The 21,577-nt window shown below is 68.1% G+C and carries 14 protein-coding genes and 1 tRNA gene; 6 read left to right on the forward strand and 9 right to left on the reverse strand.

Annotated elements, in window-relative coordinates; genetic code table 11:
- Nucleotides 1–39: 39 nt before the first annotated feature.
- From BoBH3_RS23660 to BoBH3_RS23670, 3 genes are read left to right on the forward strand one after another with little or no spacing between them, the layout of a single operon-like run.
- The gene (locus tag BoBH3_RS23660) at nt 40–981 is read left to right on the forward strand and encodes an ABC transporter permease (RefSeq protein ID WP_262333324.1); all 942 of its coding nucleotides are present in this window, start codon (nt 40–42) and stop codon (nt 979–981) included.
- Entirely contained in the window at nt 978–1,904 is a 927-nt protein-coding gene (locus BoBH3_RS23665) for an ABC transporter permease (protein ID WP_262333325.1), read from the forward strand. The genes BoBH3_RS23660 and BoBH3_RS23665 overlap by 4 nt, the downstream gene beginning before the upstream one ends.
- Nucleotides 1,901–3,538 carry an ABC transporter ATP-binding protein gene (locus BoBH3_RS23670; RefSeq protein WP_262333326.1) on the forward strand — a complete coding sequence of 546 codons (1,638 nt, stop codon included), beginning with the start codon at nt 1,901–1,903 and terminating at the stop codon, nt 3,536–3,538. The genes BoBH3_RS23665 and BoBH3_RS23670 overlap by 4 nt, the downstream gene beginning before the upstream one ends.
- Nucleotides 3,539–3,660: 122 nt before the next feature.
- Here BoBH3_RS23670 and BoBH3_RS23675 read toward each other — a convergent pair whose 3' ends face one another.
- The 3 genes from BoBH3_RS23675 to BoBH3_RS23685 all read right to left on the reverse strand — a co-directional run bounded on the left by BoBH3_RS23675 (nt 3,661) and on the right by BoBH3_RS23685 (nt 7,372).
- Nucleotides 3,661–6,012, reverse strand: coding sequence for a xanthine dehydrogenase family protein molybdopterin-binding subunit (locus BoBH3_RS23675; RefSeq protein ID WP_262333327.1), 2,352 nt, complete (start codon nt 6,010–6,012; stop codon nt 3,661–3,663).
- A gap of 175 nt (nt 6,013–6,187) precedes the next feature.
- A tRNA-Gly gene (locus BoBH3_RS23680) sits at nt 6,188–6,261 on the reverse strand.
- An 82-nt stretch (nt 6,262–6,343) separates the two neighbouring features.
- Nucleotides 6,344–7,372, reverse strand: coding sequence for a trans-3-hydroxy-L-proline dehydratase (locus tag BoBH3_RS23685; RefSeq protein WP_262333328.1), 1,029 nt, complete (start codon nt 7,370–7,372; stop codon nt 6,344–6,346).
- A 238-nt stretch (nt 7,373–7,610) separates the two neighbouring features.
- Here BoBH3_RS23685 and BoBH3_RS23690 point away from each other — a divergent pair, with 238 nt between their 5' ends.
- The 3 genes from BoBH3_RS23690 to BoBH3_RS23700 all read left to right on the forward strand — a co-directional run bounded on the left by BoBH3_RS23690 (nt 7,611) and on the right by BoBH3_RS23700 (nt 11,375).
- Complete coding sequence (locus BoBH3_RS23690; protein ID WP_262333329.1) at nt 7,611–9,173, forward strand: methyltransferase domain-containing protein; 1,563 nt, start codon at nt 7,611–7,613, stop codon at nt 9,171–9,173.
- Nucleotides 9,174–9,237: 64 nt separating this feature from the next.
- The gene (locus BoBH3_RS23695; protein ID WP_262333330.1) at nt 9,238–11,019 is read left to right on the forward strand and encodes a transglycosylase SLT domain-containing protein; all 1,782 of its coding nucleotides are present in this window, start codon (nt 9,238–9,240) and stop codon (nt 11,017–11,019) included.
- 77 nt (nt 11,020–11,096) lie between these two features.
- Nucleotides 11,097–11,375 carry a hypothetical protein gene (locus BoBH3_RS23700; protein ID WP_262333331.1) on the forward strand — a complete coding sequence of 93 codons (279 nt, stop codon included), beginning with the start codon at nt 11,097–11,099 and terminating at the stop codon, nt 11,373–11,375.
- Between the two features lie 118 nt (nt 11,376–11,493).
- Here BoBH3_RS23700 and BoBH3_RS23705 read toward each other — a convergent pair whose 3' ends face one another.
- The 6 genes from BoBH3_RS23705 to tssK are packed head-to-tail and all read right to left on the reverse strand — an operon-like array spanning nt 11,494 to nt 21,533.
- The gene (locus tag BoBH3_RS23705; RefSeq protein ID WP_262333332.1) at nt 11,494–13,569 is read right to left on the reverse strand and encodes a serine/threonine-protein kinase; all 2,076 of its coding nucleotides are present in this window, start codon (nt 13,567–13,569) and stop codon (nt 11,494–11,496) included.
- Complete coding sequence (locus BoBH3_RS23710) at nt 13,566–14,390, reverse strand: PP2C family protein-serine/threonine phosphatase (RefSeq protein ID WP_262333333.1); 825 nt, start codon at nt 14,388–14,390, stop codon at nt 13,566–13,568. The genes BoBH3_RS23705 and BoBH3_RS23710 overlap by 4 nt, the downstream gene beginning before the upstream one ends.
- A 10-nt stretch (nt 14,391–14,400) precedes the next feature.
- Nucleotides 14,401–15,108, reverse strand: a complete 708-nt coding sequence (tagF, locus tag BoBH3_RS23715) for a type VI secretion system-associated protein TagF (RefSeq protein ID WP_262333334.1) — start codon at nt 15,106–15,108, stop codon at nt 14,401–14,403.
- 4 nt (nt 15,109–15,112) lie between these two features.
- A complete protein-coding gene (gene tssM, locus BoBH3_RS23720) occupies nt 15,113–18,736 on the reverse strand; it encodes a type VI secretion system membrane subunit TssM (RefSeq protein ID WP_262333335.1) in 3,624 nt (1,207 codons plus the stop codon).
- An 11-nt stretch (nt 18,737–18,747) separates the two neighbouring features.
- Nucleotides 18,748–20,199, reverse strand: a complete 1,452-nt coding sequence (tssL, locus tag BoBH3_RS23725) for a type VI secretion system protein TssL, long form (RefSeq protein ID WP_262333336.1) — start codon at nt 20,197–20,199, stop codon at nt 18,748–18,750.
- Nucleotides 20,196–21,533 carry a type VI secretion system baseplate subunit TssK gene (gene tssK / locus BoBH3_RS23730; RefSeq protein WP_262333337.1) on the reverse strand — a complete coding sequence of 446 codons (1,338 nt, stop codon included), beginning with the start codon at nt 21,531–21,533 and terminating at the stop codon, nt 20,196–20,198. Before tssK ends, tssL begins: the two co-directional genes overlap by 4 nt.
- Between the last annotated feature and the right edge of the window lie 44 nt (nt 21,534–21,577).

A 21,577-nucleotide genomic window follows, 5' to 3' on the forward strand; every position in this document is an offset into this window, starting at 1 on the left:
AGCCGGGCGGCCCAACGACATCACAATAAAGGACGCCTGATGCTCGGCTACATCCTGAGGCGCCTCATCTCGGCGATCCCCGTGCTGGTGATCGTCGCGGTGCTGGTGTTCCTGATGCTGCGTTTCACGCCCGGCGACCCCGCCGCCGTGATCGCCGGTGATAACGCGACCTCCGAGCAGATCGCGCTGATCCGCAACCGGCTGGGCCTCGACCAGCCGATCCTCACCCAGTTCACGATCTGGGCCGGCAACCTGCTGACCGGCAATCTCGGCGAGAGCTTCTTCTTCAAGAAGACGATCGTCGAGCTGATCTCGAGCCGGATCGAGCCGACATTGTCGCTCGCCTTCGCTACCATGCTGATCGCGATCTGCGTGGCGATCCCGCTCGGCGTGCTCGCCGCCTATAAGCACGGCTCCTGGATCGACCGCGTCGTGATGGGCTTCTCCGTGCTCGGCTTCTCGGTGCCGGTCTTCGTCATCGGCTACCTGATGATCTATCTCTTCGCGATCACGCTCGGCTGGTTCCCTGTGCAGGGCTACCAGCCGCTTTCGCAGGGTTTCGCCGGCTATGCACAGCGGCTGGTGCTGCCGGCGCTGACACTCTCCGTCATCTACATCGCGCTGATCGCCCGCATGACCCGCGCCAGCGTGCTCGAGGTGTTGAACGAGGACTATATCCGCACCGCCCGCGCCAAGGGGCAGGTGGAACGGAAGATCCTGTTCCGCCACGCGCTCAAGAATGCGGCCGTGCCAATCGTCACCGTCGTCGGCATCGGCATCGCCCTGCTGATCGGCGGGGTGGTCGTGACGGAGAGCGTCTTCGCGATCCCCGGCCTCGGGCGCCTCACCGTCGATGCCGTGCTGGCGCGCGACTATCCCACCATCCAGGCCGTGATCCTGCTGTTCTCCGGCGTCTATGTCGGCATCAACCTGCTGATCGACCTCGCCTACAGCCTGTTCGATCCGAGGATCAGATATTGAGCGCCGAACCGACCATTCTCGCACCCGTTGCCGCCGAGCCGCCGGCCTCGCGCCGCCGCCTCTTCGGCCGGCTGCTGACCAACCCTTCGGTTGCCATCGGCGGCTTCGTGCTGATCGTCATGGCTGTGATCGGGCTTCTCGCCCCCGTGCTGGGGACGCTCGATCCGACCGCGATCAACCCGAGCACGCGCAACCGCGTGCCCGGATTCGAGCGCACCATCCGCGCCGATGACGGCTCGAACTCCACATTCAAGCACCGGATGGGCACGGATTCGCTCGGTCGCGATGTTTTCAGCCGCGTCGTGTACGGGGCGCGCATCTCGCTGGTGATCGCGATGACCGTGGCGCTGGCGAGCGTCGCCATCGGCCTCGTGATCGGGCTCGTCGCCGGCTATGTGCGCTGGCTCGACGGGCCGATCATGCGAGTCATGGACGGGCTGATGGCGATACCGGGCATCCTGCTCGCCATCGCCGTGGTCTCGCTGTTCCGGGCGGGGCTGGCGGCAGTGGTCGTCGCGATCATCGTGCCGGAGATTCCACGCGTCGTGCGCCTCGTGCGCTCCGTCGTGCTGTCGGTGCGTGAGGAGCCTTATGTCGAGGCCGCCATCATGGCCGGCACCCGCGTGCCCCTGCTGATGGCGCGCCATATCCTGCCCAACACGGTCGCGCCGCTGATCGTGCAGGGCACCTTCATCGCCGCCTCGGCCATTCTCGTCGAAGCGATCCTCTCCTTCCTCGGCATCGGCATCCCGCCCGAGACGCCGAGCTGGGGCAACATCATGGCCGAGGGCCGCAACCTCTTCCGCGTCTTCCCGCACAACATCCTCTATCCCGGCGTCTTCCTGGGGCTGACGGTGCTGGCGGTGAACATGCTGGGCGATGGCCTGCGCGACACGCTCGACCCGAAGATGGCCGGCCGATGAACGACGCTTCCACTCCCGAAACACCCACTCCAGTCCTGGAAATCTCCGGGCTCTCCATCGCCCTGCCGGGCGGCGGCGACCGGGCGCGCGCGGTCGACAACGTCTCCTTTTCGGTGGGCGCGGGCGAGATCGTCTGTGTCGTCGGCGAATCCGGCTCCGGCAAGTCGGTCACCGCTTTTTCGGTGATGGGTCTGCTGGCCAAGGTGCTGAAGCCCGTCGCCGGCGAGATCAAGCTGGAGGGCGAGAACGTTCTCGCCGCCACACCCCAGAGGCTCAGGGCGCTGCGCGGCGACCGCATGGCGATGATCTTCCAGGAGCCGATGACGGCGCTCAACCCGGTGCTGACCATCGGCGACCAGATCGACGAGGTGTTGCGCATCCATACCGAGCTCGGGCCGGCGGAGCGCCGCGCCAAGGTGCTCGGCATCCTGGAGGCGATGCGACTGCCGGACCCGGAGCGCATTCACGCCTCCTATCCGCACCAGCTCTCGGGCGGGCAACGACAGCGCGTGATGATCGCGGCGGCGCTCATCCTCGATCCGGCGCTGCTGATCGCCGACGAGCCGACGACCGCGCTCGACGTCACGACCCAGGCGCAGATCCTCAAGCTCATCAAGGAGATGCAGGAGCGGCGCGGCACCGGCGTGCTCTTCATCACCCATGATTTCGGCGTCGTCAGCGAGATCGCCGACCGGGTGGTGGTGATGGAGAAGGGCAGGGTGGTCGAGCAGGGGCCGGCCGAGCAGATCCTGAAACGGCCGCAGCATCCCTACACCCGCATGCTGATCGCCGCCGTGCCAAGCCTGAAGCCGGCGGTGCGGCCGGAGCCGACCGGGACGCTCGCGCTGGAAACAGCCGGGCTTGGCAAGACCTATCGTTCGGGCGGGCTGTTCAAGAAGGACCGCGTGGTGCGCGCGGCGACCGATGTCGCGATCCGGGTGCGGCGCGGCGAGACGGTGGGGATCGTCGGCGAGTCCGGCTCCGGCAAGACCACGGTGGCGCGCTGCGTCGCCCGGCTGATGGCGCCGAGCGAGGGGCAGATCATGGTGTCGGACATCGACATCGCACAGATGCCCGAGCGCAGGCTCAGGCCCTATCGCCGCAAGATCCAGGTCGTATTCCAGGATCCGTTCCGTTCGCTCAACCCGCGCCGGACCGTCGGCCAGTCGATCGTCGAGGGGCCGGTCAATTTCGGGCTGACGCCCGCCGCTGCCCTGGTGCGGGCGCGCGAGTTGATGACCTTGGTGGGGCTGCAGCCAGACGCGCTGGAGCGCTATCCGCACCAGTTCTCCGGCGGCCAGCGCCAGCGCATCGCGATTGCGCGCGCGCTCGCCATGGAGCCGGAGATTCTGATCGCGGACGAGGCCGTCTCGGCACTCGACGTCTCTGTGCAGAAGCAGGTGCTCGCCCTGCTCGACGACGTGCAGAAGCGTTTCGACCTCGCCATCCTGTTCATCACCCATGATCTGCGCGTCGCGGCGCAGATCTGCGACCGCGTCGTGGTGATGGAAAAGGGGCAGGTGGTCGAGCAGGGCGTCACGTCCGAGGTGTTCTCGGCGCCTGCCCATCCCTATACGCGCAGCCTGATCGAAGCCGCGCCGGGGCGGGATTTCGCGACGGGCGAGGGTGGCTAGCGCTCCGTCATGGTCGGGCTTGTCCCGGCCATCCACGTCTCCGCTGGTCGAGCGTCGCGTTCAAGACGTGGATGCTCGCCACAAGGGCGAGCATGACGCAAGCGGGAACTGCGTCGGGGCGCTCAAGCCCGCCCGTGAATGAGCCTCCAGATCGCCAGCGGGGTCGCCGGCATGTCGACATGCTTCACGCCATAGGGCGAAAGCGCGTCGACGATCGCGTTCATCACCGAGGGCAGGGAGCCTGCGCATCCGGCCTCGCCGCAGCCCTTGGCGCCGAGCCGGTTGGTCTTGGCCGGGACGCCCTGGCTGGCGAAGGAGAAGAACGGCACGTCGTTGGCGCGCGGCATGGCGTAGTCCATGTAGGAACCGGTCATGAGCTGGCCGGAGTCGTCATAGGTCGTCATCTCGTAGATCGCCTGGCCAATGCCCTGCACGACCCCGCCATGGAGCTGCCCCTCGACGATCATCGGGTTCACCACCGTGCCGAAGTCGTTGACCATGATGTAGCTGGCGATCTCGATGCGGCCCGTATCAGGATCGATCTCGACTTCGGCAATGTGGCAGCCATTCGGATAGGCTGACGGCGCGGCCTTGAAGACGTGGTCGACATCGAGCGTGCGGGGCAAATCCTCGGGCAGGGACGGGGCGGTCCGCAGCCTGGCGGCGATCTCCATGACGCCTATCGAGCGGTCGGTGCCCGCAATCGCGAAGCGGCCCTTGGCGAACTCGATGTCGGCGACACCCGCTTCGAGGAAATGGGCGGCGAGCAGCTTGCCCTTCTCGATGACGAGGTCGCTCGCCTCCAGGATCGCCGAGCCGCTCGCCATGATCGACTTGGAGCCGCCCGTGCCGCCGCCGGCGATCAGGCGGTCGCTGTCGCCCTGCACGAGGCGGATCTTGTCGAAGGGCACGCCGAGCGCACTGGTCAGCACCTGTGCGAAGGGCGTCCAGTGACCCTGCCCGTAGTCGAGCGTGCCGGTAACGATGGTCACGGTGCCGTCCGGCTCGAAATGGATGCCGCCCATCTCGTTGCTCGGGGGCGCGGTGACCTCCAGATAGCAGCCGATGCCGCGGCCGCGCAGCTTGCCGGCCTTCCGGCTCTGGCGCAGGCGGGCCTTGTAGCCCTTCCAGTCCGCCGTCTCGAGCGCCTGGGCGACGAGGGCCGGGAAATCGCCGCTATCGTAGACCGTTCCGACCGGCGTGGCCCAGGGTAGCTTCTCCGATGGGACCAGGTTGCGCTGCCGCAGCACGGCCTGGTCGATCCCCATCTCGGTGGCGGCGGCATCGATCAGCCGCTCCATGAAATAGTTGCCCTCGGGGCGGCCGGCGCCGCGATAGGCCGCGATCGGCACGGTATTGGTGACGACGCATTTGGTCTGCACCTCGACCAGCGGCGTCCGGTACATGCCGACGCTGTTCTTGCCGATGTTGAGCGTCGCCATCATCGGCCCGACCGGCGAGAGATAGGCGCCGAGATTGCCGATGCCGCTGAAGCGCGTCGCCAAGAAGCGGCCGCGCGCATCGAGCGCAAGCTCGGCGTCGAAGACCATATCGCGCCCATGATGGTCCGAGACGAAGCTCTCGGAGCGCAGGTCGGTCCATTTCACCGGCTTCTTGAGCAGGCGGGCGGCGTGCAGCAGCACGACATATTCCGGGAACACCGCCGACTTCATGCCGAAGGAGCCGCCGACATGACCCGTGAGCAGATGCATCCGGTTTGCGGGCACGCCCATCGCCGAAGCGAGGTTGTTGCGCATGCCGAAGGCCCCCTGGCTCGGGGCGCGCAGCACATAGCGCTTGGCCTTGCCGTCATAGCTCGCGATGGCGGAACGCGGCTCGATCGGGTTCACGATGATGCGGTTGTTGACGATCCGCAGCCTGGTGACATGCGCCGCATCGGCGAAGGCGGCGGCGACCTTGCCGGCATCGCCGAAATGGAAGTCGCAGATCAGGTTGCCCGGCACGTCGTCATAGAGCTGCGGCGCATCGCCCGCGAGCGCCTGCTCTCCCGAGGTGATGGCGGGCAGGACGTCGATATCGAGGAAGACGGCCTCGGCGGCGTCGCGCGCCTGCACGGCCGTACGGGCCACGACCATGGCCACCGGATCGCCGACGAAGCGGACCTTACCGGCCGCCAGAGCCTTGCGGACCGGCCGCTTCATCGGCGTGCCATCGCGGTTGGGAACGTCCACGACGCATTTCAGGGTGTCGTAGCCCTGACCTTCCAGATCTTCGGCCGTATAGACCGCGACGACGCCCTTCATGGCTTTCGCCGTCTCGACATCGATGCCCTTGATGACGCCATGCGCATGCGGGCTGCGGACGAAGGCCGCGTAGAGCTGCCCCTCGACGGAGAGGTCGTCGGTGTAGCGGCCGTCACCCTGCACCAGGGTCGCATCCTCGTTGCGGAGGACCGGCTGGCCGATTCCGAAATCCGGCGTGGAAAGCTCGGACGGGGAGGTGCGCATGTTCATGGGGATATACCGCGAAGTGAGCCGGAGGCCGATGCCCCGTAGAATAGAACTAAACTGCCCCGAAAAGGCGGCGCCCGCCTTGCAAGGGCCGCATGGGCGCCATCCCCGCCAGGCCGGCGAATGGCGCCGAACGCAATGCGCGCTTAGGCGGAATCTGATGATGTCGGGGGGATTTTGGAGCGGGTACCGGGAATCGAACCCGGGTATTCAGCTTGGAAGGCTGCTGCTCTACCATTGAGCTACACCCGCATGGGGGCCAAATTCCCCATCGCACCGGCAGGTGTCAAGGGGAGTGCGGCGCCGGCCCCGGCTTTGTTTGCGCTCTCGTCCCTCAGAGCTTCGGCCAGGTATCCGAGAGGCGATAGCCGGCCGGCCAGGGATCGTCGGGGTCGAGCATGAGCTGGTGCGTGCCGGTGATCCAGGCGCTGCCGGTGATGCGCGGGACGATTGCCGGCGTATCGCCGATCCGGGTCAGGCTCTCGATCTCGCAGTCGAAGCGCGAGCCGATGATGGAGAGGCCGATGAAGGGTTCGCCGACAGCGAGCTGCCCGCGGGCATGGAGCACGGCCATGCGGGCCGAGCAGCCGGTGCCCGTCGGCGAGCGGTCGATCTTGCCGGGGCGGATCGCCACCGCATTGCGCCCAGTCAATACGCCGTCGATACGCTCCACCGGGGCGGCGAACTGACAGAAGGAAATATGGTCCCAGGCCGTGTCGCCGGGATGGGCGAAGCCGAGCTGCTCGTTGGCGGCGCGGGTGATCTTCATGCCGGTCTCGGCGATCTCGCGCGCCTCGTCGGGCGCGATCTTGAAGCCGAGGCGCGCCGCATCGACGATGACGAAGCTGTCGCCGCCATAGGCGATGTCCACGGTGAGCGTGCCGAGCCCCGCGACCTCGATGGTCGCATCGAGCTGCGCGGCGAAGGAGGGCACGTTGCGGACGCTGATGGACTGGGCCTTGCCGTTCCGGCAGCTGGCGCGGATCTCGATCAGCCCGGCCGGGGCCTCCAGCACGATCTCGGTCAGCGGCTCCTGCATCGGCAGGATGCCGGTATCGAGCAGGACGGTCGCGACGCAGATCGAATTGGAGCCGGACATGGGCGGCGTATCGGCCGGCTCCATGATGATCCAGCCCATCTGCGCGCGCGGGTCCTTGGGCGGCACGAGCAGGTTGACGTGCCGGAAGACCCCGCCGCGCGGCTCGTTGAGGACGAAGTTGCGCAGCTTCTCGTCGGTGGCGATGAAGCGCGACTGCTCCCAGATCGAGGCGCCCGGCGGCGGCTGCACCCCGCCGACGATGACGTCCCCGACCTCGCCGGCCGCGTGGCAGCTGACGACATGGATGAGCTTGCTGCTGCGCATCTTGCGATCCCGGTGGCGGCTGGCGGCAGCCTAGAGGCCGGCGCAGGGCTTGCACAGCGGGTGCGGAATCCGGTGCTCTGCCGCTGATGACTGCCACGGCCTTTCGGCTATCATCCCGGGTTCCATAGCGGGATCGCCGTGATTTCCTGCCCACCCGCGTCGCCCGATCCTGCGAACGGATGAGGCGCGCCGGGTGCGGCCGGGGTGGAATGATCGCAACCGAGCCGGGCGGGCAACGATGACGAGTGCTTCAACGATCAACCCCTATGATGCGGTGGCCTATCCGGGGCATGCCTTCTCGCAGACCCATCCGGCGCGGCTGGCGACGATAGCGCATTTCCATGGGATGAGCCCGGCGTCGCCCTCGGCCATGCGGGTGCTCGAGCTCGGCTGCGGGCGCGGTGGCAACCTCATTCCGATGGCCGCGCAGTTTCCCGGCAGTTCCTTCCTCGGCATCGACCTGAGCGGGGATTCGATCCGGCAGGCGCAGCAGAACACGGCCGAGCTCGGGCTGACCAATCTCGAATTTCGGCAGGAGGACATCCTGGCGCTGCCGCCAGGGCTCGGCCAGTTCGACTATATCATCGCCCATGGCGTCTATTCCTGGGTGCCGGATGCGGTGCGCGAGCGCATCATCGCGCTCTACGGGGAGCTGCTGGCGCCGCATGGGGTGGCCTATGTCAGCTACAACGCTCTGCCCGGCTGCCGGCTGCGCGATCTGGCGCGGGACGTCATGCTCTATGCGGTGCGCGACATCGAGGACCCGCGCGAACGGGTGAAGGTGGCGCGGGCGGCGCTGAAGGAGGTGGCGGAGGCCAGCGAGCCCGAAAGCTTCCACGGCGTGGCCTTGCGGGAACGCTACAAGCAGATCGAGGGCATTCCCGACAACGTCCTATACCATGACGATCTCAACCCCGGCGCGCGCGCCTTCGCGCTGCATGAGGTGCTGTCGGCGGCGGGGCGGCACGGACTGCAGTTCCTGGCGGAAGCGTCGTTCCCGAATGCTTTCGGTGGGGCGCGGGGGCCAGCGCAGCGGATGCTGGCTCAGATCCCGATCGAGCAGGCGGACCAGCGCGAGCAGATGCTGGACCTGCTGATCGGGCGGGCCTTCCGCGAGACGCTGCTATGCCGGGCCGGGCTGCCGCTGAGGCGCGGCATCGCGGCAGATGCGCTGCGGCCTTATTGGCTCGCAGCCGATGTCCGGCCTGCGCCGCCCGAGGCGGAGAAGGAGGCCAAGCCCGGCGTCGAGCGATTCGTCTTCAAGGAGGGCGTCGGCCTCGCTGTCGATCTGCCGCTCTGCAAGGCTGCGCTCGGAATCCTGGGCGGGGCCTGGCCGGCCAGCGTCGCCTGGGACGACCTCGTCGAACGATCCTGCAACGAGGTCGGGATCGGGAACGGTCCCGAGCGCGCGCAGGAGATCGCCCGGCTGGAAGAGGCCCTGATCGCGATCTTCAAGGCAGGGCTGCTCGACACCCGCCTGGAGCCGCCGGCCTTGACGGCCGAGGTCGGCGACAGGCCCGCTGTCAGCCCGGTCGCCCGCTGGCAGGCGTCGACCGCATCGCTGGTGACCGATCTGCGCCACAGCTCGGTGCAACTCGACAGCATCGTGCTGCGCAAGTTCGTCAGCCTGCTCGACGGCTCGCGTGACCAGCGCATGCTGCTCGACGCGATGAACGCCTTCCTGGCGGAGGCCCGCGCGGCCGGCGCCGGCGCGCCGGATGTTCCCGAGCGCGCGACGGCGGAGGAGGTTGCGATGCACCTGAAGGACATCGCGCGGCTCGGTCTGCTGCGCGCATCTTAATTGTCCTCGGGCTAGAGGCGTCGTAACCTTGCGGAAGGGAGCGAAGGAGCGCGAGACCGGTAGGATGAGCGAGCGCTTCCGGCAATTCCAGGCGCTGTTTCCGGAGGAGGCCTGCCTCGCGGCGCTGATGCGCCTGCGCCATGGCGGGACCAGCATGGCCTGCCCAGCCTGTGGGCGCCCCGCGACGTTCGAGCCGCGCCCGAAGCTGCGCGGCTTTGCCTGCAACCACTGCAACTACCTGATCCATCCGGCGGCCGGGACGCCGCTGGAAAGCCGGCGCACGCCGCTCCAGCTCTGGTTCTTTGCGCTGAAGACCATGGCGGAGCGCCCGGACAAGGGCAGCGTTGTGAAGATTGCACGCGAGGCCGGCGTGCCGCAGCTCACCGCGCAACGGCTCTTTGACGAGCTGACGGCACTTGGAACGAAGGGCGATGCAGGCTGGTTTGCGGGGCTGCGACGCCTCGTGACGGGGGAGGCTGAGCCCTCTGCGCTGCCGGCGGAAGAGAAGCCGGCTCCACGCCCGGCGCCGCCCCCGCCGCCCGCTCCAAAGGCCGCTCCCGTGGCGCCCGCTCCACCGCGCGCCGCAGCTCCACCTCCGAAGGCGGTGGCCCCTGTCGTCGCCAAGCCGGCCGCGGCGCAGGTCGCTCCGGCTGCCGCGCCTGCTGCCGTCGACAAGGCTACGGCCGAGCCTGCCGGCAAGGCAGCGCCACCGAGGAAGGCTTCGTCCGGGCGCCTGGTGATCGCCGGTGTCGTCGCCGGGGTCACCTGTGTGGCGGCGGCTGTGCTCGGTCTCGCCTATGCGCGGCTGCAGCAACAGGACAGGCCGGCGCCGCCCGAGGGCGGCGAGGAGGTCGCAGGGCTCGAGGCTCCGGCGCTGAAGGATGCGCCCGCCCGGCCTTCGCTGATCCTGTCCTCGGTCGAGCAGGATCTGGAGGGAGCGCGGCAGGCGGCGCAGTTCGCGCTCGACAACGACCCGTCGCTGGCCGCGATCAAGCCGCAGGACGATGCGGCGCCGCAGCAGCAGGTGCCTGTGAACCAGCTTCAGCTGCCGTCCAATATCCTGCTGGTGCCGCCGAAGGGTGGTCCGCCCGTTGCCGCAGCGCCGGGCTCTCGCCCGACCGCGCCGCCGATGATCGCCAGCGGCGATCCCGACCAACTCCTGACCTTCGGGCCGATCCGCATCCGCCGGCACCTCGTCGACCTGATCGTGCGGGCGAGCAAGGTGGTCGGGGCGGATCCGACATTGCTGATGGCGGTCGCCGACAAGGAATCCTCATTCTCGACGGCGGTGAAGGCGCAGACCTCCTCGGCCACCGGCCTCTACCAGTTCATCGAGCAGACCTGGCTCGGCGTGATCTACGAGTTCGGGGCGAAGCACGGGCTCGCGGCTGAAGCCAAGCTCATCGGCCGTTCGGGCCGGCAATTCGTTATCGGCGACGGCAATGAGCGCCAGCGCGTTCTCGACTTGCGGCGCGAGCCCTACATCTCGGCGCTGCTGGCGGCGGAAATGCTGAAGCGCGACACGCTCAGGCTGGAGCGGGCGCTGGGGCGCCATCTCACCGGCGGAGAGATCTACCTGATCCATTTTCTCGGGCCCGATGCGGCGCAGACCTTCATCGAGACGATGGAGGAGCAGCCGGGCGTGAAGGCAGCCGAGCTTTTGCCGAAGCCGGCCCAGGCCAATCGGCCGATCTTCTACGCGGATGCCGGCGGCGAGACGAAGACGCTCTCGGTCTCCGAGGTCCACAAGAAGTTCAACGACATGATCAAGGTCCGGCTGGACCGCTACAGCGCGGTCCGGCCGACCATGGGGCCTGGCCTCGCGCGGCCGCAGCCTAAGAAGTGAGATTTCGCCGCGGGCGCTCCTGCGCGCGGCCATTCGCTCCCGGCCTGCCCGGCGAGCCGGAAGAGGAGTGAAGACGCATGGCGGTGAACCGTTTCGAGCAGGTCGACGAGCCGCAGGCCGACGCGATCACGCTCAGCCTGAGCGAGCGCGGCGGAGAGGCCTTCGGACGGGTTCTCTGCCCGGCCGATCTTGCCGGCGGGCATCTCGTCAATGATTTCGTCAGCGACGAACTGGCTGCGAAGGATGCGTTCCGCCAGGCGATCCGCCTCGCCAACGAATTGCAGGCGCCGATCGTCGTCGAGGATACGGCCGGCGTCTGGCAGGACGAGTGGGGCGTGCTGTATCGGGAGAATTGAGGGGCAGCCCAGCGCGGTTGGCCAGCGTCATGCCCGGGCTTGACCCGGGCATCTCTTCAACCAGAGCCTTCTCGTCATGAGATTCTCGGGTCAAGCCCGAGAATGACGCCCAGCATTTTCACTCGATCCGGAAATACTTGATGCCGATGCCGAGGGGGCCGGTCTGGCGGGCGAGATCGAGCCTGAGGTTGGCGAAGAACTCGGCGGAGGGCGCAGGGTTCGGGCCCGACAATGCCGGCAGCGGCTCGCGGCTGACGAGCGCGAGGACGGTCTGCGGACGCTGCGGGCCGCCGGTCGATTCCAGCTTGAGATTGAAGATCACCTTGCCGCCCTCGCGCTTCATGAAGCTGGCGAGGTAGTAGACGAGGCCGTCGTCGCCGATCAGCACGACGTCGAGGTTCTGGCCGCCGCCGGCCTCGACGGAGCCGCTCAGGATGTCGCCGCTCTTCATGTTGAAGGCGCCGATCTGGAGCCGCGGGCTGCGGTCGATCGCGACGCCGGGCCGGCGCAGGAAATCGACCATCGGGCATTGCGCCGCCGTGATCGGCCGCAGGTTGATATGCGCCTCGAAGCCCTGTGCGGCTTTGAAGGCGGTGTCAAAGGCGATGAAGGGCGCCGAGGCGCTGCCGAAGCCTTCCAGTGTCGTGCGTCGCTCGCCGATCTCGACCGGCCAGAGGAAGAAGCAGGGGCCGCCGTCATAGTCCCGGACAAAGCGCTCGATGCGCTCGACCGGAGTGCGCGGCTCGGGCTCCGGCGCGGCCGGCTGCTGTGGCTGAACCGGAGGTTGTTGCAGCGCGGCGGTTGCCGGCGGTTTGCCGGTCGTCTTCGGCTCCGGAGGCTGCTTGACCGGAATCTCGACGGCCGCAAGCGGGGGATTTTCGACGGCGGTCGCCACCGCGCCGGCCGCAGCGCTCGGCTGGGACTGTGCGGGCGGCGGGGCCGGACGCACCGGCGGAACTGATGGGGTGGGCGTGGCTGGCGCCGGCGCCTGTACCTGTGACGGCGTGGCCGGTGTCGGGGCGGGAGCCTGTGCGGCGCTGGCCGGTGGCGGCGACGGCGGGGGCGGGGCGGCAGGTGCGGCCGGCGCCGGCGGTTCCGTCAGCGTCGGCGGCGCGTTGGCGGCGCTGTTGCCCGGGGCGGCCGAGGGCTGCTCCGAAAGCGGCGGCGGATCGTTCAGGCGGGCGCTCTGGCTGCCGGGCGCCGGATTGAGCGTCCTCCAGGCATAGAAGCCGCCGCCTGCCAGAAGGGCGAGGATCGCGATGCCTGCGACGAGCGGCAGGGGCGAGCGGCCCTGCTTGGCCGAGCCGGGCTTCTTGGCCGCAGCCGCCTTCTTGCCGGCTGCCGATTGCCAGGTTGCGACCTCGGCCATGTCGGCGGGGCGGTCGTTCGGATCGGGCGCGAGCATCCGTGCGAGCAGCGGGCGCAGCTGCGCGTCGACGGCGGAGAGATCCGGCAGGCGGCGGCGCTTGTCGAGGATCTGGACCTGGGAGCCGCCCATGTCGAGGGCGCGCCCGGTCACGGCCTCCGCCAGCACCAGCGCGAAGGCATACATGTCCGAGCGGCCCGTCACCTCTCCATCGTAGAGGCCGAGCTGCTCCGGCGAGACGTAGTTGTATTTGCCGGCGAAACCGGAGCCGATCACCGTACCCTCGCCGAGCAAGCTGGACCGGGCGATGCCGAAATCGATGATCTTCGCGCGGGATGGGTCGCCGCCGGGCAGGATGATGTTGTCCGGCGAGATGTCGCGATGGATGATGCCGAGCCGATGCGCGGCATGAAGGCCAGGCGCCACGCGCTGCCGCAGGATGTCGGCTTCCTCGATCGTCAGCGGCTGCTGCTTGATGCGCTCGGAGAGAGGCTGGCCGTCGACGAACTCCATCGCGAGATAGGGCGTTTCCGTCACCGGATCGATGGCGAAGACGTAGTAGCGGACGATGGCCTCGTTATAGAGGTTGTGCAGCGCCGCCGCTTCGCGCCGGAACAGCGCGAGCACGGATTCATCGCGTGCCATGTCGGGCCGGATCATCTTGATCGCGACCGCGTCGCCGGTCTGGATGGCGCGGCCCTTGTAGACCTCGCCCATGCCGCCGACCCCGATCAGGCTCTCGATCTGGTAGATGCCGTTCAGCGTCGTGCCGAGGCGGGCATTGGCGGCGCGCGGTGCGAAGACGGTGCGCTCGGAGTCGTCGCTCATGGCCTAGCGTTCCCTGGCATGGTGCTCCCTGGCGTGGTGCTCCCTCGCACGGGTCGGTTCGGCATCCAGCGTGTCCTCTCAGTCGCAGCCTGTCGATAGCGGACTACGACGATGGTTACGTTGTCGCGTGCGCCGCGCTGAAGCGTCAGCGCCAGCAGCGCGTCGCAGGCTTCCTGCGCGCCGCCGGCCTCGACCGCCTGCAGCATTTCGGCGTCCGCGACATGTTCGGTGAGCCCGTCCGAGCACAGCAGGAAGGCGTCGCCATCGGCGATCTCGCCATTCTCCAGGTCGAGTTCGGGCGTCTCGTGCACGCCGATGGCGTGGGTGATGACGTGGCGGCGCGGCGATTGCTTCGCCTCCTCGGGCGTCAGCACGCCGCGATCGACCATCTCCTGCACTTCGGTATGGTCCCGCGAGATCTGGGTGATGCGGCCGCCGCGGATCAGGTAGATGCGGCTGTCGCCGGACCACAGGCAGGCGAAATGCCGGGCATGGACGAGCAACACCACGAGCGTCGCGCCCATGGTCGCGCCGCGCCGGCTGATCTCCTCACGCAGCGCCTCGTTCGCCTTGAGCACGCCATCTTCCAGCATGGCGAGCAGGGCGGGCGCGCTGTCGGCGGTGCCGACCACTTCCAGGGCGGCGACGACGGTCGCGCTCGCCAGCGCGCCGTTCTCGTGCCCACCCATGCCGTCCGCCACCGCCCAGAGCCCGTATTCGGGGCGCAGCAGGAAATTGTCCTCGTTGGCCTGGCGGACCTTGCCGGTATGGCTGACGCAGCCGGTCTCGAAATCGGCGTCCGGGCTCGCATTGTCGTTCATCGGCCGGCCCTCACGAGATGGCCCGTTCCGGGGCGAGGAAGGCATCGAAGCGGCCGGTCAGCAGGCCGGAGAAGAGGTAAGGATCTGGCAGCCCCTGTCCCGTCAGTGCGAGGGGCTCGAAATTGGGTCCGCCCACCGTCCAGAGATAGGCGGCATGGGCATAGGAACGCGCGTGATCCTCGACCCGCAATGCCGCTAGCCTTTCGGGAAAGTCGGCAGCGGTCGCGGCGCTGACGATGGTGCCGTCCGAGAGGCGCACCATGTCCTTGGGCGGAGCGGCGAGATGATGATCGTCCGGGAGGGGCAGGGCGGAGAGATGCTGCGCCACCGCTTCGTAGCTCGCGGCGGGTTCCAGCGCCTGCAGCAGGAAATCCTCGATCGCGCCGAACCATGCGTCCTGCGGATCGAGCTCCGGCGGCGGGATGGCCGCGCCCGGTGCGGAGATGGCGAAGACGGTCAGCGGGAAATAACGCCCGATGCCGTCGACAGAGGGCATGAAGGCACCCGCGACCGTATGACCGCCATGGGCCGCGCCCAGCCAGAAGCGCCAGATCGGGGCGTTGAGATAGGCCTCCTGCCAGGCCTGGCCAAGTTCGAGCCGGCTCGCGGTCAGGCCGCCCTGAAGCCATTTTTCGTAGACGGTCAGGAAGCCGCCCGGCGCGTTGAGCGCGATGAAGTCACGCTTCGCCGGGAGCTTGCCGAAGAGGCCGCAGGGCACCGGGTCAAATCCCGCTGGGGCAGCGGATTTCCCGCAGGGCCGGCAGGATCAGCGGGTTCTTGAGCGAGCCGACACCGAAGGAATATCCCACTTGGCGGCCGCCGGCATTGAGGTTGAAGCCGACATTGTCTCCCTGCTTCAGTACAGAGCCGGCATCGAGCAGGCGGAAGAAGGACCAGGTGCCTTCCTTCTCGAAGAGCTTCGCCTCGCCCTGGGGGGCGGCCTGCGAGCCCGAGGAGAAGAAGCCGCCGCCGAAGGCCCCGCCCTGGCTGCTGCCGCCGAGCGTTAGCGTCACGGCCGTCTTGCCGACGCCGCCACCCGGCCACATCACCGGGGTCGGCGTGTTGACGCCCTGCTGGCTCGTGACGGTGAAGCCGTTGATCTCGAGCTTGGCGCTGGCGGCATCGGCCGAGAGCGCCGTCGGCGTCACCACCATCTGGAAGGAGGGCAGGTTGCCGCCGGTCGGGAAAAAGGCTTCCTTGATCTCGCTGGCGCGCTGAAATTCGCGGAGCGTCGTCGGCGAGAGGGCGCGCGCGACGCGGCTGTCGACCCGCCAGTTCCACTGCGCCTTCGAGGTGTCGACGAAGGGCTCCAGCCGGTCCTTGTAGAACTTGTCGAGGATCTGGCCGGGGGCGAAGAGCCGGGCGAAATCGGCGAGCGGCACGTCGCGGGTGCTGGCCTTGGTGAAGGGGTAGCGGTTGTTCATCACCTCGTTGCAGACGCGGGTGACCTGCTCCGCCAGCGCCTGCCGAAGTAGGGCTACCGTGGCGCCCGTCGCATCGCCCTCGAAGTCGTTCACGGCCTGGATGACCATGGCGTCGAAGGGGGCGGGGTAGCGCGAGGAATTGGCGCGCAGCGTCGCGATCAGCGGCACCAGCGCGGCGTTCGCCGCTGCCGATTGGGCCGGGTTGGTCGCGGCGGTGGCGAGATTCTGATTGATCTCCGCAAGCGTCTGCAGAAGCTGGTCGACGGGTCGGCGGCCGAGATCGCCGTCGACGAGGACGTGGAAGGGCTTGAACTGCCCCTCGATATCGGCGCCCAGCGCCGCCTCGTTGCCGCTCGAGAGCACGCGGTCGACGCCAGGGGCGGCCAGCGGCAGATTGGTGCCGAGCCGGCCGAGCGCGTCGTTCGCACGCTGCTCCAGCGTCTGTGCCGCGGCCTTGGTAGCGGCCTGCGCGGCCGCCTTCTTGATGTCCGGCCGCTCCTTGGTGAGCTGCGTCTCGTCGCGCAGCGATTCCAGCACCTGCTTGAAAGGTGAGGTCGGTGCGGCGATAGCGCTCAGCGCGACATAGCGTGGCTTGTCGGCGTTGAGGGGGCGCAGCTTCAGGCGCCTGAGCGAGCGCTGCCAGGTCGCGACATAGTCGCGGCTGTAGAGCTTCATCAGGTCCTGGAAGAGCGTGGCGTATTGGGCGGTGATCGCCTGCTGGTCGACATTGTCGCCGAGAACCCAGCGTTCCTTCTCGATGCGGTCGCCGATATCGCCGAGGCGCTCGATGAAGGCGCGCTGGAAGCCGTCATAGGTGTAGAAATAGGGCACGCGGACCTGATCGAGGTCTTCGCCGCTCATGCCCTCGAACACCAGGCGCGCATCGGAGCCGCCGCGCTGGGAGGCGACCCAATCCTTCTGGCTCTGGCTGCGGGCCTGGGTGCGCAGCAGCTCATAGGCGCGCTCGGCGATGCTGAGGCGGCGCAGGGTGCGCTGGCTCTGCTCGATCAGGGACTGGTTGAGCTTGACGATGGGCTCGGCGTCGCCCTCGTCGAGATCGAGCATGGCGGAGAGATGCTCCTCCAGCGCCTCGCGGCCCTTGGCGTTGGCGGCGCCGGGGAAGAGGTTCTCGGCCCAGTCCAGCCGCATCCAGGAGGTGACGAGCTCAGGGTCCAGCTTCGCCTGGCCGCCGACCATCATGTAGACCTTCAGCGCCTCGTAGACGAAGCCGGGATTGTTGGCGTTGGCCTCGAGCTGCTCTTCCAGCCGGAAGATGATGCGCGAGCGCATCAGGCGCTCCAGTGCCTCGCGATAGGTAATCGTGCCGGCGTTCTCCAGCCGCTCGCGCTGGCTGAGGCCCAGCCCCGCCAGCGCCGGCGTCGGCTCGTCCTTGGTGGCGTAGCCGGCCGGCATGTTCCTGAGCTTGTGCAGCAGCGGCAGGATGCGGCTGAAATTGCGGTCGGAGACGGTCGCCTCCTGCAGCACGGGGGCTGCGGAACTGCGATAATCGGAGAGGCCGTAATTCGTGGCGGTGATGAGATCGCTGTTGCGCGAGAAGCTGATCCACCACAGGCCGAGCGCGGCCAGCGACAGGATCGCGACCGTGGCGAAGCCGGCGACGCGCAGCGCCGTCGAGCGGCGGGCGGCGCCGAGATCGGTCGAGACCCAGCCGGATTCGCCGATCACCACCTTCTGGATCAGGTCGGTGAGGAAATAGCTCTTGCCCTTGCCGGAAAAGGCGGCTGCACCAGCATGGTCGGAGCCGAAATTGCGGGAGAGCGCACCGATCAACTGGTCGATCGGCGTGCCTTCCTGCGTGCCGGAGGTGAAGTAGAAGCCGCGCAGCGTGGCGTTGGCACGGTAGCGCGTCGGCTCGAAGACGCGCGTCAGGAAGTCGACGAGCGTGTGCTTCAGCGTCGCCATCTGGCTCGGGAAGCCGAAGATCTGGGCGCGGGCCGTCGGGTTGTGCTCGTCCTGCAGCCGGTCTGCGAGGCGCTCGTTGAGCCGCTCGATCAGTGCGTCGTATTCGGGCGGCACATCGCCGATCATGTTGCGGGTCTTGTCGGCGGTCTGGAAGCTGTGGCCCCAGACCATGCGCCGCTGCGGCTCCGTCAGCGAGCCGAAGAACTCGTTGAAGCCGGCGATCAGGTCCGACTTGGTGAAGACCGCATAGACCGGGAAATCAACCTTGAGCCGCTCATGCAGCTCCAGCAGGCGCGAGCGGATCGCGTCGGCATGGGCGGCGATCTCCTCGGGCGTTGAGGTCAGCAGATCCTCGACGCTGATCGCGACGAGCACCCCATTGATCGGCTGGCGCGGGCGATTGTTCTTGAGCAGGTCGAGGAAGGAGAGCCAGCTCGCTTTCTCGGCCTTGGAATCGGTATCCTGCGTAGTGTAGCGGCCAGCGGTGTCGATCAGCACCGCATCCTCGGCGAACCACCAGTCGCAATAGCGCGTGCCGCCGGAGCCCGCGACGGCGGCCGGCGTCGCGCCGCGCGCCAGAGGGAACTTGAGGCCGGAATTGACCAGCGCCGTCGTCTTGCCGGCGCCGGGCGGCCCGATGATGACGTACCAGGGCAGATCATAGAGATAATCACCGCCATTCTTGCCGCGGGCGCTCTTCAGCGTCGCGAGCGCGTCCTTCATGGCGTTGGAGATGGCGGCACCGTCGCCGGTCGACTCCTCCTTCTCCAGGGCCTCGGCGAGCGCGGCGGTCGCCTTGCGGCGGCGGATGACGATGAAGGCGATCCAGGCCAGCGCACCGACCAGCAGCAGCAGGACGACTGGCAGCCGGACCCAGACGGATTCGAAGGGGCGGACCTCGCCGAAGGCGAGGAAGGGGCCGCCGAACCAGATCAGCGCCGCCATAGCCAGCGTGCCGATCAGGATCGCGACGATGCGCAGCCAGGTGGCGAGATTCATGGCGACAGACCCTAGCCTTCGCGTTGGATCAGGATCTCGACGCGCCGGTTCTGGGCGCGTCCGTCGGCGGTGTTGTTCGGGGCGATGGGCGTGTCAGCGCCCTTGCCCTCGAAGCTGATGCGGTCCGGCTTGCTGAGCTTGGTCTTCAGCACGTCTCCCACCGCCTTGGCGCGCGCCTGCGAGAGCACGAGGTTGGAGGGGAAGCGGGCGGTGCGGATCGGCACATTGTCGGTATGGCCGACGACCTTGATCGTGCCGCCCTCCTGCTCGAGCACGGACGAGATCCGCTCGATCAACGGCTGGAACTCGGCGCGCACGGCGGCCTGGCCCGGCTCGAACAGGGTAATGCCGACGAGGCGCACGATGATGACGTTCGGGGTCACCAGACAGACGATGGGCGGCTGCACCGCGCCGCAGACCTTGGGTGGCTGGGGCGGTGGCGGGGGAGGCGGCGGCGGGGCGGCGAAGACCTTGCGCATGATGCCGATCTCGCCCTTGGGATGGACCGAGAGCAGGGCGGTGGAGGCCGCCTCGGCATTGCCCGCCAGCAAGGCGCGGAAGACGAAATAGACGCCGAGCAGCGCGACGGCTGCGATGGCGGCGACCGACCAGACCGGCACCTTGAAGCCCGCTACGGCGGCCGCGATCTCCTGCCCGCGCCAGCGTGGCGACAGATCGGGGTCGGGCTGCTTCACCCGGCGCAGCGTCTCGAAGAGGCTGCGCTGGATCATCTGGAGATTGTTGGCGCCGCCGGAAGAGGTGCGGTGAATGCCTTGAAAGCCGAGCGCCAGGCAGGCGTGCATCAGTTCCAGCAGGTCGTAATTGACGCTCGGATCGGCCTTAGCGCGATCCAGCTCCTCGAAGAAGCGCACGCCGCCTGTACGCTCGCCGAAGAAGCGCGAGAGCATGCTGTACTGCGTCCAGACATGGCGGTCGTCGCCGGGGATGTTCTGGACGATGTCGTCGGCCGTGGCGGCCAGGATGTATTTTGCCGTGCGAGTGGCTTCGGCCGAGGCACCGGAGCCTCGCACGTCATGCTCGAAGGCCTCGATCGAATCGCCGACCTGGCCGAGAAGCTGCGCGAAGGGTGCGTTGGAGAGGTTTGCGCGCATGCGCCCGAGCAGCAGCAGGAGCGGGCCTGCGGCGCGCAGCAGCGGGTTGGCGTTCGGGGTCAGCAGTTGCTCGCGGCGCGGCAGAGACTGGCCGCCGGCCGGAGGCGGCGGGGCCTGCGGCCGCTGCGGGATGGGCGCGGGCTGCGACATCCATTCGTCGCCAGTACCCGGCACGCCGGGCGAGGGAGCTTGCGGCGGCGCATAGGGTTGAGGCGCCTGCGGAGCAGGGCTGCCCGGCGCGGGGGCGGCTGGAGCAGGTGGCAAGGGCGCGCGGCGCCCGCCGGGGTTCGGCCGGATGATCGTCCGTTCGGAGCGGCCGAACGGATCGGATGGCGAACCCGGATCGCTCATCGCCTGCCCTCGAGAACGGCCCAGAGCTCGAGCTCGAGATCGGGCCAGTCACCGGAAAAATGCATGCCGATCGAACTTGCCGTGCTGAACTCGGGCCAGAGCGGCGAGGTCCGGTCGAGATAGAAGTATACATGATCCGTCAGCGCGCGGATCTGCGGCGGTGGCGTCGGCAGATGGACAAGGTTCACGCCCGGCAAATGGGCATGGACGATCTCGTTCATCTTGGTGTTGGGGCCGACCTTGAAGAGCTGCGGGAACTGAGCCTGGATTTCGGTCAGGGGGCGGCGCGCCGCCACTTCCAGCACCAGCGTGGCGTTGCGCACGAGGCTGCGGTCGCGGATCGTCGACATGAAGGCGTTGGGCGCGCGCTCGACGATCTCCAGCCGGATGGCGCGGCGGCCGAGATTGGCCGAGAGATAATCCTGGATGTCGCGCACCACCGGGGCGAAGCAGTTCTCCAGATCGTCGTGGTCGTAGGCCGGGTAGTCGCGGGCGCGACGCTCGGCGGTGGTGAAGGTCGCGAGCTCGCCCGCCAGCGCGAGGAACGTCGAGAACAGCCGCTCCGGATGGATGAAGCGCGAGCGGCGCATGTGCTTCAACACCGGGATGTTCCGGTTGAGGAGCTGGAGCACGAAGTAGTCGGCGCTCTGCAGGCCGCCGCCCGCTGTCGGGTCGGCGGCGTAGCGGGCGAGTTCTTCCAGCTTGTTGTCGATCCAGCCGATGACGCGGTCGAGCCAGCCCTCGATGACGGGGTAGGCGGAGCAGACCAGCACGGGCGGGGCGAACTTCTCGTCGAACAGGACGGCACGGTCCCGCACCTCGAGGATGCGGCCCAGCGCCAGGCCGACATACCCGGCCTTCGAGGTCTTGCGCAGCTCCAGCGCCAGGCGCGGATGGGCGACGTCGATCTCTTCTTCCGTCCGCAGCGAGGCGGTCGAATCGATCAGCATCTCGGTGGAGGGCAGGTAGCGGCTTGCCGAGCCGTTCAGGGTGTCGTCGACCTCACGGGTATTGGCGGCGGCCAGCGGCAGCGAGAGCCAGACGATCTGGCCGGCGGCGTTCTCGGGCACCTCGATCGCGGCCGGAAGGGGTGTGTTGTCCGGCATGGAGAAGGGTGTGCCGTCCGGCATCACACCGACGGCGCGTCGCAGACCGATGCGGCTCTGCTGCGCGAGGTCGCGGTCGATCTCCAGTACCGAAAAGCCCCAGGGGTAGGGCGAGATCGATCTGACGCGGCTCTCCAGCAGGTTCTCGAGATAGCGGTCATTCTGCTGGAAGTGGTGCGGCCTGAGGAAGAGCCCTTCCGACCAGACCACCTTGCTGTACCACGACATCCCGGTCTCGCTCACTCGAAGGCAGGCTGGATCACGCGCCGATC

The organism is Allobosea sp. BH3, from assembly GCF_025499465.1.
Classification (GTDB): Bacteria; Pseudomonadota; Alphaproteobacteria; order Rhizobiales; family Beijerinckiaceae; genus Allobosea.